Genomic DNA, 16,996 nt, shown 5'->3' with positions numbered 1-16,996 from the left:
TTTTAACCACTAAAGAAAAGTGCTAAATGCTAAATAAGGAAAAGAAAATGAATACTGCAGTTATTGGATATCCTCGTGTTGGTAAACTTCGTGAGCTTAAATTTGCAACCGAAGCTTATTTTAAAGGTAACAAAACCCAAGCTGAATTATTAAATGAAGCAAAAGCCCTACGTGCTGAACATCTACAACAACAAGCCTCACATAAAATTGCTTTAATCTCATCTAATGACTTTTCATTTTATGATGCAGTATTAGATACGGCCTGTTTACTGAATGTTATCCCGAAACGTTATCAAGATTTAGGCTTACCTGAACTCGATCGTTATTTTGCCATGGCGCGTGGTTATCAAGGTGAAAAAGGTGATGTGCGAGCGTTGGCAATGAAAAAATGGTTTAACACTAATTATCACTACTTAGTGCCAGAAATTGAAGATTCACTACAAATAAAATTAGCCTGCACCAAACCTTTTGACGAATATCAAGAAGCCAAAGCACTAGGTATTCAAACCAAACCGGTTGTGATTGGCGCATTAACCTTTTTCAAATTAGCACAGTATTTAGGTAATAAACAGCTTGTTGATTTTAAAGCCGATATTATTAAAGCCTATCAAGAAATTATTCAGAAATTTACTGCACTTGGTGCGCAGTGGATACAAATTGATGAGCCAATTTTAGTGACTGATTTAACTCATGAAGATATCGCTTTATTCAATGAGCTTTATCAGTCAATTTTATCAGTTAAAGGTACAACCAAAGTGGTTTTACAAACTTACTTTGGCGATGTGCGTGATTGTTACCAACAATTAGTGGCGTTACCATTTGACGGTATCGGGCTTGATTTTGTTGAAGGTAAACAATCCTTAGCATTACTTGAAAGTCATGGTTTCCCGGCTGATAAAGTGTTATTTGCTGGTGTGGTAAATGGTAAAAATATTTGGAAAAATAATTATAAAAAAACATTGGAATTAGTCGCAAAAATTAAGCAAAAAGCGGCAAACATTGTGATTAATACTTCCTGTTCGTTACTGCATGTACCTTATACATTACAAAACGAAACTAAATTAACGATTCAACAACGAGCTTATTTTGCTTTTGCTCAAGAAAAGCTACAAGAGTTAGCTGAACTGGGTGAATTAGTCAAAGATTCAAATTTTGAAAATAGTCCGGCTTACAAAGCAAATCAAACCCTATTTACGCGTGAGCGTGAAGGAGCAAATCAAGCGGTACGTCAAAAAGTTTCGGCTTTAAAAGCGTCTGATTTTACTCGTCTACCGGAATTTTCAGTACGTGAAGCAGCACAGAAAAAAGCCTTTAATTTGCCATTATTACCTACAACAACGATTGGTTCATTCCCGCAAACACCTGATGTACGTTTAAACCGTGCAAAATTCAAGAAAGGTGAAATTTGTTTAAATGAATATACCGAGTTTAACAAACAAAAAATTGCAGAATGCATCAAGCTTCAAGAACAGATTGGTATTGATGTGTTAGTTCACGGCGAATTTGAACGTAATGACATGGTTGAATATTTTGGTGAAAGCTTAAATGGTTTTGTCTTTACTGAAAAAGCATGGGTGCAATCATATGGTACTCGTTGTGTTAAGCCACCCATTGTATGGGGTGATATTTCACGCTCTAAACCAATTACCGTTGAATATTCACAATATGCACAAAGCCTAACTGACAAACCAGTTAAAGGCATGTTAACTGGCCCAGTGACGATCCTTAACTGGTCGTTCCCTCGTGAAGATATTTCACAAAAAGAGTCAGTATTCCAAATTGGTTTAGCAATCAGCGATGAAGTGTTAGATCTTGAAGCGGCCGGCATTAAAGTCATCCAAATTGATGAAGCAGCGTTAAAAGAGAAATTACCATTACGTAAAGCTGATTGGAATAGTGAATATCTGGATTGGGCTATTCCGGCATTTAGATTAGTACACAGCAAAGTACAAGCTGATACACAAATTCATACACATATGTGTTATAGCGAATTTGCTGACATTATCAAAGATATCGATGCCATGGATGCTGATGTGATTTCATTTGAAGCATCACGTTCTAATCTACAATTGATTGATGTGCTTAAAGCCAATAACTTTAAAACTGAAGTTGGACCGGGTGTTTATGATATCCATTCACCACGTGTACCACCGGTTGCTGAAATCAAAGCAACAATTGAGAAGTTACTGGCAAAAATTGACAAGCAAAAACTTTGGATTAATCCGGATTGTGGTTTAAAAACTCGTGGTGAGAAAGAAGTTGTTGCAAGTTTAGAACATTTAGTTCAAGCAACATTAGAAGTTCGAAAAACACTTAATTAACAGCGTTAATTAATTTGCTTTACCTTAATTTCCGCCGCCGATTTTGGCGGCGGAAATGTCAGTAAGGATAATAGTAATCACACCAATGGATGATACAGATGAAAACAAATTTACTCTTTAATAAAAAAACCGTGTTCTCTTTTGAAGTTTTTCCCCCTAAAAAAACGTCACCTTTAGAGACAATCTATAGCACATTGCGTGAACTTGGTTACTTCAAACCTGATTTTATCAGTGTTACTTATGGCGCTGGTGGTAGTTTGAATGGTCAAACGACAATTGATATCGCCCACGCTGTCAAACATACTTATGGCATTGAAAGTGTTGCTCATTTGCCGGGAATTAATTTCGATAAAGCAGAAATGCAAAAAATTCTTCATGATCTTAAATGTGCCGGTATCGATAATGTGCTTGCTTTGCGAGGCGATATTAGCCCAACAGTTACACCTAAAGATGATTTTCGCTATGCCAGCGAGCTGGTTTCATTTATTAAAGAAAATGGTGATTTTAATGTGATTGGGGCCTGTTATCCTGAAGGACATCTTGAAGCATCAACGCTAAAACAAGATTTAATACATTTAAAAGAAAAGGTGAGTGCAGGAACAGATCAACTCATATCACAGCTATTTTTTGATAATGACTATTTTTATACTTTCTTAGACAAAGCCCGTGATATGGGGATTAATGTACCAATTGAAGCAGGGATTATGCCGGTAACGAACAAAAACCAAATTGAACGTATGGTATCGATGTGTGGCGTAAATCTACCGAAGAAATTCAAACAGATGATGGAGAAATACGAACATCACCCTGATGCGTTCCGTGACGCAGGTATTGCTTATGCTATCGATCAGATTGTTGATTTAGTTTCACAAAATGTTGACGGTATCCATTTGTACACCATGAATAATAGCTATATCGCTAGAAGAATTAGTGAAGCGGTATCAACGTTACTTGCAGTACCAAAATCAGTATAAACAATAAAATTTTAAGTAAGAAAAGCTATAATAAATATAAAAAAATTAATGCAGGAGCAGAATTTGAACCAGTGATCTTATGATCCCAACGTACTACCAAGCTGCTCCCCTGCGTCAAAGACAAAAGTATATAATAATTATATATTAATCTCATAATCTAATTAAAGTGTTTTAAAAGAGTATATTCATCTATTTCCGGTGCACTATTATCATAACGGATATAATTTACATCTTTCCATAGACATCGTTTTTGATTTAAACTTTCAATAAATGTATCCCAATTATCTAATTTCCAGGTATCACGAGCATTATTACGTTCTAATATTCTTTGCTTCAAAACATCAGCTGGTACAAAGACTTCTAAAACATAGCATTCCATTTGGCTACAATTAAATCGTTGCTTAACTTGATTGATATAGTTTTCATCAGAAAAATAACTTAAAAAAGGAGCATCAAGTATTACTGAATTACCCAGTTTCAAATTTTCACTTGCAATATGCAGTAATGTATCATATTCAATATTCATAACTTCTTTTTTATAAAATTCGCATCCATCTCTTGCTGTAGGTTCATATCCTTTTGACATAAGTAATTCGCCAGTAAAGCGGTTAGCTACAATGTCTTTATCCAAATAACAATAGTGGAGCTTTGAAGATAAAAATTTTCCTACGGTTGACTTCCCTGAACCAGCAGCTCCAATAAGAAAAATAGCCTTTGTACTTGTATTAACTTTCATAATCATTCCCTTTTCGCATTTGCGAACCGTCATTCATAAACGCGAACCATTAATGTGAACTAAATAATAAATTGAATAATATAATATAAAATGGAAATGCAATAATAATATGACATGCTATATTAAATACAGAAATATAGTTTAATTATTGAACCTACTTCACAGTTCACATTTGCGAAATTATGAAACAAGATAATAGACCACTAAAATTAAATAAATCGGCAGCAAGAACAATAGATTTACTTTTACTATTTGTAAGTAGTGATAAATATTTAACACTCAATAATATTTGCGAAATGTTGCAATTGCCTAAGAGTAGTGCTTTTGAACTAATACAAACTTTAGTGTATAAGGAAATTATCGAGATAAAAGATATTAAACAAAAAACTTATGGTTTGAGTTTATTAGCATTTGAAATCGGTAGTTCAGTTATTACTAATATGGGTGTAGCCGATGCAGCAAGGCCATTTATTCAGGAACTCAATCGACAAACAGGTAGTACCGTATTTCTTGGTGTAAAAGATAAAGGCAAAATAGTTTATATTGATAAGGCTGAAAATCATTCAACCATAAAACCAACAGCTAAATTGGGTTCTAGGCGTTATTTACATACAACAGGGTTAGGAAAAGGGTTGCTTCACGCATTTTCAAATCAGCAAATTATTGATATTTTAGGAAAAGAACCTTATCCAAGCAAAACACCACTATCGCATACAAATCATCAAGAAGTTCTAAAAGATGCCGATAAAACAAGAGAGCGTGGTTACGCTATCGATGATCGCGAAGATAATTTAGAAATGTATTGCATCAGTTCTGCTATCTATAACCACGAAAATGAGCCGATTGCATCATTTAGCGTTGCCAGTTTATATAGTGGAATGACTAAAGATAAAGAACAACTTATTGCCAAATCAGTTAAAGAAACAGCTTTGCAAATTTCAAGAAAATTAGGATTTACTGGAAATAAGTTATATCAATTAAAAGATTAAGACAGACTATTGGAGATAATGAATGTATCGTAAATTAGATAATCTGAATAAAATTATTAATTCAGGAATTGTATTGATTGTGAGATTAGCAACAGAAGAAGAATCAATAAAAGTTGCTGAAGCAGCAATTAAAGGTGGTATTACCGTTATTGAAATTCCAATGGCAGTACCTAACGCTCTTGGCGTAGTAAAATATTTATCAGATAAATATAAAAAGAAAGGTATTTTAATTGGCGCTGGAACAGTTCTAGATGGTGAAACAGCCCGAGCTGCAATATTAGCAGGAGCGGAATTATTAGTTAGCCCTAACTTAAATCCAGAAATGATTAAAGTTGCGAATCGTTATCAAGCTATAACGATGAGCGGTGCCTTTACTCCCACTGAGATTCAAAATACTTTAGAAGCTGGAGCTGATATTGTAAAACTCTTTCCGGCTGAGTTTGTTAATCCAAATTATGTCAAATCTGTTTTAGCACCCTTAGAGCATGCTCCAATCTCTCCAACAGGTGGTGTAACACCTGAAAACGTTCATGAATGGTTTGCTGCTGGAGCTGTTTGTGTGGGGGTCGCTAGTTATATTACCAAAGCAGCTATGAAGGATAATGATTATAGCAAAGTAACTCAAGCAGCTAAAAAATTTGTAGCAGCAGTAAATAAAGCTAAAAAATAAACAATAATTAATATTAATAAAGTAAAGGCATATCTTTGATATGTCTATAGGATCGTTTTGTCTAAAATAAAGGTGTGGATATGACAATACAACAAAAACCAAAACTAAGATGGGGATTCATCATTCTTCTTGTAATCGGGGCTATCGTCAATTACTTAGATAGATCAAATTTAAGTATTGCAAATACAACAATAGCTCAGGAGTTTGGGTTATCTCAAACCCAAATGGGATTTTTATTATCGGCATTCCTCTGGCCATACGCGCTAGCTAACTTACCTGCAGGTTGGTTGGTGGATAAATTTGGTCCTAAAAAAATGTTTGCTTGGGCGTCTGGCCTATGGTCTTTAGTTACCATCCTTTGCGGCTTTTTAAATAGCTATTCAATGTTTTATGCCATGAGAGTAGTGTTAGGTGTTGTTGAATCACCTTTCTTTACCTCAGGATTAAAAACAACTGAAACATGGTTCTCAAAAGAAGAACGAGGTGTCCCTGTATCCATAATTAATACTGGTTCACAAATAGCTAATGCTATTGCTCCGCCACTATTAACCATTCTTATGTTAACGATGAGTTGGCGTGGTATGTTTATAATCATTGGTGTATTTGGATTACTTGTCATGCTTGTTTGGTTAAAAGTATATCGGAACCCAACACCGGAAGAAATTACGCTAATAAAAGGTAAATCTAATGCAGAAGAACCAAAAAGAAAAGAATCTCAAGCATCATGGGGAGATTTATTAAAACAAAAAATGACTTGGTTTATGATTCTCGGTAATTTTGGAATTATGTTTACTATTTGGGTTTACTTAACATGGTTACCTAGTTACTTAGAAAAAGAACAAGGCTTTACTTTAAAACAAATGGGATGGATTGCATCAATTCCTTTTTTCTGCGGTATTATAGGTGTTCTACTCGGTGGAATTATTTCCGATTTCGCTATACGACGAGGTTTTCAACCAATAAATGCAAGAAAAATTCCTATTGTTGGTGGAGCTATACTTGCAGCCGCTTCAGTAGCACCAATTGCTTTTATTGATAATACTGTACTTAGTATTGTTCTTTTATCTATTGGTTATTTTGCTTCTCAACTCCCATCAGGCGTTATATGGACATTAGCTGCTGATGTAGCACCTAGTCACCAAGTCGGTTCATTAGGTGCAATTCAGAACTTTGGAGGCTTTTTAGGTGCAGCAATGGCACCAATTGTAACAGGTATCATACTTGATATAACCGGTAGTTTCGGTTATGTATTTATATTAGGTGCATGTTTACTTATTTTAGGTGCAATTTCATATGGCATCTTTTTAAGAAAACCAATAAATAATAAATAATACAGACCGCTAATCATATATGAAGATCATTAATTTTAATGATCTTCCTTAATATTAATAAACTAATTACTTTTGATAAAAAAACTAATATTTCATATTTAATAATTTAAGGATCAATATGATTACTCAATATCATGACCCATCCTTACATAGCTTCGTTTAAATAGTTATGCAAAATATTGATTTAATTGCTTGCTACACCTATCGTAAATCGAATATGTCCATCAAATTGTGATAATTCTGCCAATCACACCAATAATCTAAAGAAGCCAATATTCTAGTAGTGGTTGCAGAAAACTCATTTAATAGCTAAATATAGAATTATGCCTCTCGTTTATTCTCTTATTTAATAAGTATCAGTTACACACGATTCTTAATGTTCTGCTAGCCATTATATTGATATTCTGAATTAACTTTTCTCAAAGATAGAGAGTAATGTATGTAACTTGCATAACAGTATTTTTAATTATAATTAGGTTATGTATCAATGATTAAAAGATGCCAGCTCGATTTTAATGCTAAACCCTTGCAGTATACCAAAGTCAGGATAGTAAATTATTAAGAATAAGTTAGGATAGGTTTAAAAGAATTGGTTGCGGGGGCTGGATTTGAACCAACGACCTTCGGGTTATGAGCCCGACGAGCTACCAAGCTGCTCCACCCCGCGTCAAAGAGGTCGTTATATTATAGTATTAAAATAATAAAGCAATACCTTTTTGGTTTAACTGCCCTATATTTAAACATTATTAAGTAAATATAGGCTATTTCTTTACATAAATACACCTGTAATTTGAAATTTATTCACAACATGAGTTATATTTTTAATTTATTACCTGTTTTTATTGTTAGAATATTTGCACAATTAATTAAATAATAGGATGGATTATGTCTAATCAATATCATGGATCATGTTTATGTGGAAAGGTTAAATTAACGGTACCTTTTAAAAATACCCAATTTAGTGCTTGTCATTGTAATACTTGTCGTAAATGGGGGGCGGGGCCATTTATGACATTAATGTTTGATGGACAAATAGCGGTTGAAGGGCAAGAAAACATTAGTGTTTATAATTCATCTCAATGGGCAGAAAGAGCATTTTGTCAAATATGTGGTACTCACCTTTATTATCATATGAAAGATACACAACACTATTATCTTTCTACTTGGATTTTTGAAGATATTAACGATCTACAATTTACTACTGAAGTATTTATTGACAAAAAACCGACTTGTTATGAGTTTGCTAATCCTACCCATAAATTGACAGAGTCTGATATTTTAGCCATGGCTGCGGCTAATAAATAGTACAAAAAGTTAATTTTTAACTTAATTTGACGATAAACTTATTTTTAAAAAGTGATGTTAACACATGAAACAAGTTGGAAAAAAGAAAATGATTTTCTTTTTTAGCCCAGATCATTACTTGTCACAATGGTATCCTTGTCGTTTTGTTATTGATGATATTGAGTTTACCAGTACCGAACAATGGATGATGTATGCTAAGGCAATGTTATTTAAAGATTTGGATTGTGCTAATGCTATTTTAGCCACGTCATCTGCAAAAATGCAAAAAAATCTGGGTAAAAAGGTAACTAATTTTGATGATAATATTTGGAATATTCATAAAAAAGAGATAGTTTTCAAAGGAAATTTTGCTAAGTTTTCGCAAAATGCTGAGCTCAAAACCTATTTATTATCGACCAAAGGTAAAGTATTAGCAGAGGCAAGTCCGTACGATAAAATTTGGGGAATAGGTTTAAGTATGGATGATGAGATGCGCTTTAATATGACTAAATGGCGAGGTCAAAACTTATTGGGTGAAGTTTTAATGCAAGTTAGGGAGGCATTAAAAGCATCAAAACTTTAATGTTTTTTTGGTATTAAGCTCGTTATTGAAATTGCAATAAACACAATTATGCATTGACAACTAAATGCTCTTGAATACCTAATTGGGCAATACCTAAACGGACCTTTTGTCCTGCTTTGAAAAAGACTGGTTTAGTTTAATACCAAGACCAACGCCAGCGGGTGTACCTGTTGCGATAATATCACCCGCTTGTAAACTCATAAATTGGCTGACATAACTTATGATCTGTTTAACATTAAAAGTCATATTGCTGGTATGACTGTATTGATAACGTTTACCATCGACTTCTAACCATAATTCAAGATTTTGCGGATCTTTTAATTCGTCGGCTGCGACTAGCCAAGGTCCAATAGGTCCAAAAGTATCACAACCTTTACCTTTGTCCCAAGTTCCACCACGATTTTTTTGATAATCACGTTCAGAAACATCATTAATCACGCGATAACCGGCAACATAAGTTAATGCATCTTGCTCTTAAATATATTTACCTTTTTTTCCTATGATGATTCCTAGCTCCACTTCCCAATCGGTATGGGTCGAACTTCGGGGGTAATACAATATTATCATTAGCACCACTAATGGCACTGGTCCATTTATTGAAAATAACTGGTTCGTTTGGAATTGGTGCGCCAGTTTCTTTTGCATGATCGATATAGTTCAAACCAATACAGATAAATTTACCGACTTTACCAACACAAGGGGCTATACGCTCAGGACGATTAATTATTGGTAGAGTATCAATATCCATTTGGCTAATTTTTGTTAGCACATTGTCGGCTAATGTTTGTGCATCAATATCGGCAATTACCGCACTTAGATCGCGCAGTTGATCTTGGTCATCTAAGATGGCTGATTTTTCATTTCCTTTCAAACCATAACGCAGTAATCGCATATTATTCTCCCTATCATTTTACAGGCTGATTTTGCCCAAAACTTATTGGTACAGTGCTTGTAATGGTATAACGGTTTTTGCCGGATCACAATCGAGTGCAGCTGTGGTGGCGTAAGCGGCGTTCATCGTTGTATCATAGTGAACTTTGTACTGTATTGCACTACGGCGTAGGATTTTCGATGCCTCAATAGCAGCCCGTCCAGATGTGGTATTGAGAATATAGCTATATTCGCCATTTTTAATATGGTCATGAATATTGGGGCGTCCTTCGTTCTCTTTTTTGACGATTTGGCAGGGTATGCCTGCTTGTTGTAATGCCTTAGCGGTGCCAAAAGTAGCATCAATACTAAAGCCATGCGCAATTAATCGTTTAGCGATCGCTAACAAGCGAGTTTTGTCTTGATCACGAACAGATAGCAAAGCTTTTCCCGATTTTTTCATATTTGATAAGCTACCAAGTTGTGCTTTGGCAAAGGCTTCGGCAAAGGTTTTACCAATTCCCATTACTTCACCGGTTGAACGCATTTCAGGCCCCAAAATTGGGTCAACGCCACTAAATTTATTAAACGGTAATACCACCTCTTTCACTGAGTAATAAGGCGGTATGACTTCTTTGGTGATATTTTGTTTAGCCAGTGATTGCCCTGTCATAACTCGTGCAGCGATTTTCGCTAATGGCAAACCGGTAGCTTTCGACACAAATGGTACGGTGCGAGCGGCTCGAGGGTTGATTTCAATCAAATAAATTTGGTTATCTTTGACGGCAAATTGTCCATTCATAAGCCCTTTTACATTAAGTTCTAACGCTAATTGTTTAGCTTGCTTGCGCAGTTGATCTAAAATTTCCGGGCTTAAAGTATACGTTGGTAATGAACAAGCAGAATCACCCGAGTGAATACCCGCTTGTTCAATATGCTCCATAATGCCGCCAATTACGATTTGCTCGCCGTCGGCAATGACATCAATATCAACTTCAATAGCATCATCTAAAAAGTGATCAAGTAGTACTGGAGCATTATTCGATTCACTGACTGCGGTTTTAAAATAACGTCTTAAATCTTGCTCGTTATACACAATTTCCATTGCTCGACCACCAAGCACATAAGACGGTCTGACCACTAATGGATAGCCAATTTGTTCGGCTTTAATCACCGCATCTTCAATATCGGTAACCGTTGCATTAACTGGCTGTTTTAACTTTAACTTATCGACAATCGACTGAAAACGTTTGCGATCTTCAGCTTGATCTATCGCATCTGGCGAGGTACCAATAATCGGTAGCCCAGCGACTTCAAGCGCTCTGGCTAATTTTAATGGTGTTTGCCCGCCGTATTGTACGATTACGCCATTTGGTTTTTCCACATGAGCAATTTCAAGCACATCTTCCAGTGTGACTGGCTCAAAGTAGAGTCGATCTGAGGTATCATAATCGGTAGATACCGTTTCCGGATTACAGTTAACCATAATTGTTTCATAACCGTCTTCACGGAGCGCCAGCGCTGCATGTACACAACAGTAATCAAACTCAATACCTTGTCCAATTCGATTCGGTCCACCGCCTAATATCATAATCTTAGGGCGAATGAATTGTGGTTTAGCTTCGCACTCTTGTTCATAGGTTGAGTAAAGATAAGCTGTATCGGTCGAGAATTCCGCCGCGCAGGTATCAACTCGTTTATATACAGGATGAATATCGTATTGGTTTCGTCGATCACGAACGTCTTGTTCTTCAACATTCAACAGTTTAGCAATACGTAAATCTGAAAAACCTTTACGCTTAAGTTGCCATAATGATTCTGAATTAAGGCGAGCGAATGATTGCGATTTTAGTTGGTTTTCAAGGCTGATAAGTTCTTCAATTTGCACTAAAAACCAGCGATCGATATTCGTTAATGTGAAAATTTCATCTAAACTAAAGCCGGCTCGAAAAGCGTCAGCAATATACCAAATTCGTTCAGCGCCCGCTTCTTGCAGTTCATAACGTATTTTGCTGAGATTTTTTTCATCATCATAATTGTCAATTTTCGGATCAAAACCACACGCACCGACTTCAAGCCCTCGTAGCGCTTTTTGTAATGATTCTTGAAAAGTCCGCCCAATAGCCATCACTTCACCCACTGATTTCATTTGGGTTGTTAGACGATCATTACACCCGGCAAACTTTTCGAAATTAAAGCGGGGTATTTTTGTCACCACATAGTCGATTGAAGGCTCAAATGACGCTGGCGTTTTACCTCCGGTAATATCATTAGATAGCTCATCAAGGGTATAGCCAACCGCAAGTTTGGCTGCAATTTTTGCGATTGGAAAACCGGTTGCTTTAGATGCTAATGCTGATGAGCGTGATACCCTTGGATTCATTTCAATTACAATCAAGCGTCCGGTTTTAGGATCAACCGAAAATTGTACATTCGAACCACCTGTTTCAACGCCAATTTCACGAAGTACCGCTATCGATACGTTACGCATGATTTGATACTCTTTATCCGTTAGTGTTTGAGCTGGCGCAACGGTAATGGAATCCCCGGTATGAATGCCCATAGGGTCAACATTTTCAATCGAACAGACAATGATGCAGTTATCATTTTTATCTCGTACCACTTCCATTTCGTACTCTTTCCAACCAATTAATGACTCATCAATGAGGAGTTCATTGGTCGGTGACAGATCAAGTCCTCGGGTACAAATTTCATCAAATTCTTGAGTGTTATAAGCAATCCCGCCACCGGTTCCCCCCATAGTAAAAGAAGGGCGGATAATGCAAGGAAAGCCAACTTGTTCAAGTACGGCATAAGCCTCTTTTAATGAGTGAGCAATGCCGGAACGGGCAGTATCAAGACCAATTTTTTTCATGGCTTGATCAAAACGTTTGCGATCTTCAGCTTTACCAATTGCATCAGCGGTAGCGCCGATCATTTCGACATTAAATTGTTTTAAAATGCCTCTTTTATCCAGTTCTAACGCACAATTGAGCGCAGTTTGTCCACCCATGGTGGGCAAAATGGCATCGGGTCTTTCTTGTTCAATAATTTTACTCACCGTTGTCCAATCAATCGGCTCAATATAGGTTGCATCCGCCATTTCCGGATCGGTCATAATGGTGGCAGGGTTAGAATTGACTAAAATAACCCGATAACCTTCTTCACGCAGAGCCTTACAAGCTTGAGCCCCGGAATAATCAAATTCACAAGCTTGACCAATAACAATTGGGCCAGCGCCAATAATGAGAATGCTATTAATATCTGTTCGCTTAGGCATGTTATTGCTCCTGCTTATAAATTTTAATTAATTCGATAAAGTGATCAAATAGTGGGGCGGCATCGTGAGGTCCGGGACTCGCTTCGGGGTGGCCTTGAAAGCTAAAAGCCGGTTTTTGATTATGATGAATGCCTTGTAGCGAACCGTCGAACAGTGATTTATGCGTCACACGTAAGTGAGTCGGTAAACTCATTTCATCAACGGCAAAACCATGATTTTGGGCGGTAATCATAACTCGATTATTTTCAAGATCCTTAACAGGATGATTTCCACCATGATGCCCAAATTTCATTTTTATGGTTTTTGCACCACAAGCCAACGCTAACAGTTGATGCCCTAAACAGATACCAAATATCGGTATGTCAGTAGCTAAAAACTGTTTAATGGCATCAATGGCATAAGTACAAGGTGCCGGATCACCCGGACCATTTGATAGGAATATACCGTCAGGATTTAATGCTAATACCTCCTGCGCAGAGGTTTTTGCCGGAACAATGGTCAATTTACAACCACGTTCAACTAACATCCGTAAGATATTACGTTTCACGCCAAAATCATAAGCCACAACATGATAAGGCAAGGCGTTTTTTGCTACTGGGTATTCTTGCTCTCTTGTCCATACACCTTGTGTCCACAAATAGCTTTTTGTACAGGTGACTTTTTGGGCTAAGTCCAGTCCGGATAATCCTTTAAAATCGATCGCCATTTGTTTAGCGGTATCGGCTTTTTCAAGTATAGTTTCTTTATCATATGCCGTGATAATCACACCATGCTGAGCCCCTTTTTCACGCAAGATTCGAGTTAAACGGCGAGTATCGATATCGGCAATGGCAATAACATTATGCTGTTTTAAATAACTCGAAAGATCGAGCTCATTGCGATAATTGCTGGCTAATAGTGGTAAATCACGAATAATCAGCCCTTTTGCAAAAACTTGATTAGATTCAGCATCGGCATTGTTAGTGCCGACATTACCTATATGGGGGTAAGTTAACGTGACCAATTGCTCGCAATAGGAAGGGTCGGTGAGTATTTCTTGATAACCAGTCATTGAGGTATTAAAAACAACCTCACCAACAGTTTCTCCATCAGCACCGATTGATTTACCGATAAATTGTGAACCGTCTTGTAGTATAAGGAGGGCATAAGTTTGCATGGCTAAGAGACCTTTTGATTAAATAAACATTATTTATGAATAATAATTCAAATAAATGCTTTTTCAGTAACTCATTAATTGGTCATTTTATTACAATTTTTTAAACAAAAAAAGCGTTATTATAAAAAATAATTAAATAATAAAATCTAATTTTTAGACAATTCAATAACTAAAAAGGACATTTTATAAATTTAAAACGTTTAACTTGAAATTGCATAATTATTCAAATAGAATCGTAACAATACTTACCGCTATTAGGAGCTTGATATGTACGGTTTTTATCAACGTCATTTTTTACGTTTACTCGACTTTACCCCAACAGAAATTAACCAGCTGATTCAGCTTGCTATTGAATTAAAAAAAGCAAAAAAACAAGGTAACGAAAAACAACATTTGGTTGGCAAAAATATTGCCTTAATTTTTGAAAAAGATTCAACCCGTACTCGTTGTGCTTTTGAAGTCGGTGCATATGATCAAGGCGCTCAAGTCACCTATCTAGGGCCAAGTGGTAGCCAAATTGGGCATAAAGAGTCGATTGCTGATACAGCTCGAGTGCTCGGACGCATGTATGACGGTATTGAGTATCGAGGTTATGGGCAAGATATTGTTGAAACTTTGGCAAAATATGCCGGTGTGCCGGTTTGGAATGGTTTAACGACTGAAGCGCATCCAACGCAAATTTTAGCAGATTTTATGACCATGAAAGAACATATCGGTGAGCGCCCACTTAATAGCGTTAAATTCGCTTATTTAGGCGATGCTCGTAATAACATGGGCAATTCGTTAATGGAAGGCGCCGCCTTAATGGGTATGGAGATCCGACTAGTGGCACCTAAAGCGTGCCAACCTGAATTAGAGCTTGTTCAAAAGTGCCAAGAGATAGCTAAAACAACAGGCGCTAAAATCGTTTTAACTGAAGATGTCGCTGAAGGTGTGAAAGGTGTTGATTTTCTTTATACCGATGTATGGGTTTCCATGGGCGAACCGAAAGAAGTGTGGGATGAGCGAGTAAAATTATTAACCCCATACCAAGTCAATCAAAATGTAATTAAATTAACAGAGAATCCAAATGTTAAATTTATGCATTGCTTACCGGCTTTCCATGATATGAATACCACAGTAGGTCAACAAATGGCTGCCCAGTATGGTTTGAAAGATGGTTTAGAAGTGACAAATGAAGTCTTTGAATCTAAACATAGCATCGTTTTTGATGAAGCCGAAAATCGCCTGCACACGATCAAAGCAGTAATGGTTGCAACCTTAGCTAAAGACTAATAATATAGTTAAATATTATTAGTGCTGGCTAAAGTTAGCTAAGCAAATTTTTTGCCGACCTCAAGTCGGCATAATTTTATCAACCGATTATCATCAGAATGACAAAACAAGCGCGCAATAAAGATTTTAAAAAATACCTAAAACTCACTAATCCGATTCATTTTTTAGCGGTCGGATTAGGCAGTGGGCTATCACCCATTATGCCTGGTACTATGGGATCATTAATGGCGATACCACTGTGGCTTTTATTTTGGGGTTTACAACCTACTTTATATTGGGTTTTTATTTTAGTGACGTTTGTGTTTGGTTGTTATATTTGCCAAAAAACGTCGGATGATACCCATACTCATGATTCGGGTCATATTGTTTGGGATGAATTTGTCGGTATGTGGATAACGCTGTATTTCATTCCTCAATTTTCAATACTATGGGTGACGATTGCTTTTGTAGCATTTAGATTGTTTGATATGGCCAAACCTTGGCCTATTCGTTGGTTTGATAAGCGTGTGCCGGGCGGTTTTGGTATTATGGTCGACGATGTTATCGCCGCCATATTCTCTTCTTTATCTGTTTATGTGTTAACATTTATCATTTAAAGATAGTTTACCTTTAAATGATAATTTTCTTAACATAATGATTAAATTCAAAACATCTTTTGTGACCAACCTAGTTTGCTTGAAAGATTATTAAAATAATCATAATCCTTAGAATGAATTAAATTAAACTCATAATCTGAGCGACGAATAATTACCTCTTGTGTTGGTTTAACTGGCAAGATAATTTGGCTATCGCAAGCAACATTAAGATCCAAAGCTGTTGTTGGAAATTTAAGATGGATAGGATTATCACTCTTAATCACTAATGGTCTGACCGCTAAAGAGTGTGGAAACATTGGTGTGATAATTAACGCATCTAAGTGCGGCGCAAGGATTGGTCCACCAGCTGATAACGAGTAAGCAGTCGATCCTGTGGGCGTTGCAATAATTAAACCATCAGCTCGTTGTGAAAATGCATTGCGCTCATTGATATACACATCATAATCAATCATATGCGCAACAGTATTAGGTGTAACTACAATTTCATTTACAGCAAAACCAGAATTAATTAACCGACCATCACTGTAGATAGACACTTCCAATAAAAACCGAGGATCATCATCATAGTCCCCTTTGATAACTGGAGTTAATTGCTCAATAACATGATCATGGGAAATATCGGTTAAAAAGCCTAAATTACCTCGATTTACTCCAATCACTTTAATTTTATAGTGCGACAATTGACGTGCCGAACGTAGCATATTACCATCACCACCGACAACAATGGCTAAGTCGGCTTGCTCACCAATCGTATCTAAAGTTGCGTATACACTACTAGGAAATTTTATATACTGCGCTAACCGATCTTCAACTAAAACTTGAATACCTAAGTTAACTAGCCAGTCATATAGAACCTGATGAGTTTCAATCGCCTCTAATTTACGTGGAATCCCAACCAAACCAACACATTTAAATGGTATACCCATAAAAT

General features: G+C 36.4%; 13 protein-coding genes, 1 tRNA gene and 1 pseudogene. 9 read left to right on the top strand and 6 right to left on the bottom strand.

Annotation, left to right across the window (positions count from 1 at the left end):
• Nucleotides 1-47: 47 nt before the first annotated feature.
• Both metE and metF read left to right on the top strand, forming a co-directional pair.
• Nucleotides 48-2,321: a 5-methyltetrahydropteroyltriglutamate--homocysteine S-methyltransferase gene (metE, locus tag J3U00_RS09360; protein WP_220218444.1), complete on the top strand. Its 2,274-nt coding sequence runs from the start codon at nt 48-50 to the stop codon at nt 2,319-2,321.
• Between the two features lie 98 nt (nt 2,322-2,419).
• A complete protein-coding gene (gene metF, locus J3U00_RS09355) occupies nt 2,420-3,295 on the top strand; it encodes a methylenetetrahydrofolate reductase [NAD(P)H] (RefSeq protein WP_267330788.1) in 876 nt (291 codons plus the stop codon).
• A gap of 157 nt (nt 3,296-3,452) precedes the next feature.
• On the opposite strand, the gene J3U00_RS09350 is transcribed toward metF, so the two are convergent.
• Nucleotides 3,453-4,031 carry an AAA family ATPase gene (locus tag J3U00_RS09350; RefSeq protein WP_065733686.1) on the bottom strand — a complete coding sequence of 193 codons (579 nt, stop codon included), beginning with the start codon at nt 4,029-4,031 and terminating at the stop codon, nt 3,453-3,455.
• 182 nt (nt 4,032-4,213) lie between these two features.
• Between J3U00_RS09350 and J3U00_RS09345 the strand changes: the two genes are divergently transcribed.
• The 3 genes from J3U00_RS09345 to J3U00_RS09335 all read left to right on the top strand — a co-directional run bounded on the left by J3U00_RS09345 (nt 4,214) and on the right by J3U00_RS09335 (nt 7,021).
• Nucleotides 4,214-5,020, top strand: coding sequence for an IclR family transcriptional regulator (locus J3U00_RS09345; protein ID WP_065733685.1), 807 nt, complete (start codon nt 4,214-4,216; stop codon nt 5,018-5,020).
• A gap of 22 nt (nt 5,021-5,042) precedes the next feature.
• Entirely contained in the window at nt 5,043-5,690 is a 648-nt protein-coding gene (gene eda, locus J3U00_RS09340; RefSeq protein ID WP_065733684.1) for a bifunctional 4-hydroxy-2-oxoglutarate aldolase/2-dehydro-3-deoxy-phosphogluconate aldolase, read from the top strand.
• An 80-nt stretch (nt 5,691-5,770) separates the two neighbouring features.
• A complete protein-coding gene (locus J3U00_RS09335) occupies nt 5,771-7,021 on the top strand; it encodes an MFS transporter (protein WP_065733683.1) in 1,251 nt (416 codons plus the stop codon).
• Nucleotides 7,022-7,611: 590 nt separating this feature from the next.
• Here J3U00_RS09335 and J3U00_RS09330 read toward each other — a convergent pair.
• Nucleotides 7,612-7,688 (bottom strand) — tRNA-Met (locus J3U00_RS09330).
• Between the two features lie 218 nt (nt 7,689-7,906).
• On the opposite strand from J3U00_RS09330, the gene J3U00_RS09325 reads away from it, so the two are divergent.
• The gene (locus J3U00_RS09325; RefSeq protein ID WP_267332230.1) at nt 7,907-8,326 is read left to right on the top strand and encodes a GFA family protein; all 420 of its coding nucleotides are present in this window, start codon (nt 7,907-7,909) and stop codon (nt 8,324-8,326) included.
• A gap of 64 nt (nt 8,327-8,390) precedes the next feature.
• Nucleotides 8,391-8,888 carry an NADAR family protein gene (locus J3U00_RS09320; protein ID WP_267332229.1) on the top strand — a complete coding sequence of 166 codons (498 nt, stop codon included), beginning with the start codon at nt 8,391-8,393 and terminating at the stop codon, nt 8,886-8,888.
• A gap of 46 nt (nt 8,889-8,934) precedes the next feature.
• Here J3U00_RS09320 and J3U00_RS11690 read toward each other — a convergent pair.
• From J3U00_RS11690 to carA, 3 genes and pseudogenes are all read right to left on the bottom strand, one after another.
• Nucleotides 8,935-9,780 (bottom strand): annotated as a pseudogene (locus J3U00_RS11690) (fumarylacetoacetate hydrolase family protein).
• Nucleotides 9,781-9,822: 42 nt separating this feature from the next.
• On the bottom strand, nt 9,823-13,038 hold the full coding sequence (gene carB, locus J3U00_RS09310) for a carbamoyl-phosphate synthase large subunit (RefSeq protein ID WP_267332228.1): 3,216 nt from the start codon (nt 13,036-13,038) through the stop codon (nt 9,823-9,825).
• Between the two features lies 1 nt (nt 13,039).
• Nucleotides 13,040-14,194 (bottom strand): glutamine-hydrolyzing carbamoyl-phosphate synthase small subunit, encoded by a 1,155-nt coding sequence (gene carA / locus J3U00_RS09305; RefSeq protein ID WP_267332227.1) that lies wholly within the window; start codon nt 14,192-14,194, stop codon nt 13,040-13,042.
• A gap of 267 nt (nt 14,195-14,461) precedes the next feature.
• Between carA and argF the strand changes: the two genes are divergently transcribed.
• Together argF and J3U00_RS09295 are read left to right on the top strand one after the other, a co-directional pair.
• Entirely contained in the window at nt 14,462-15,469 is a 1,008-nt protein-coding gene (argF, locus tag J3U00_RS09300) for an ornithine carbamoyltransferase (protein ID WP_267332226.1), read from the top strand.
• A gap of 98 nt (nt 15,470-15,567) precedes the next feature.
• Complete coding sequence (locus J3U00_RS09295; RefSeq protein ID WP_267332225.1) at nt 15,568-16,065, top strand: phosphatidylglycerophosphatase A; 498 nt, start codon at nt 15,568-15,570, stop codon at nt 16,063-16,065.
• Between the two features lie 47 nt (nt 16,066-16,112).
• On the opposite strand, the gene nadK is transcribed toward J3U00_RS09295, so the two are convergent.
• Nucleotides 16,113-16,991: an NAD(+) kinase gene (nadK, locus tag J3U00_RS09290; protein WP_065733678.1), complete on the bottom strand. Its 879-nt coding sequence runs from the start codon at nt 16,989-16,991 to the stop codon at nt 16,113-16,115.
• Nucleotides 16,992-16,996 lie beyond the last annotated feature (5 nt).

Origin of the sequence: Gilliamella sp. B3127, from assembly GCF_026536935.1 — a bacterium.
Classification (GTDB): Bacteria; Pseudomonadota; Gammaproteobacteria; order Enterobacterales; family Orbaceae; genus Gilliamella; species Gilliamella apicola_E.
The sequence above is the reverse complement of the archived record's forward strand: the minus strand, read 5'-3'. Positions and strand labels throughout refer to the sequence as shown.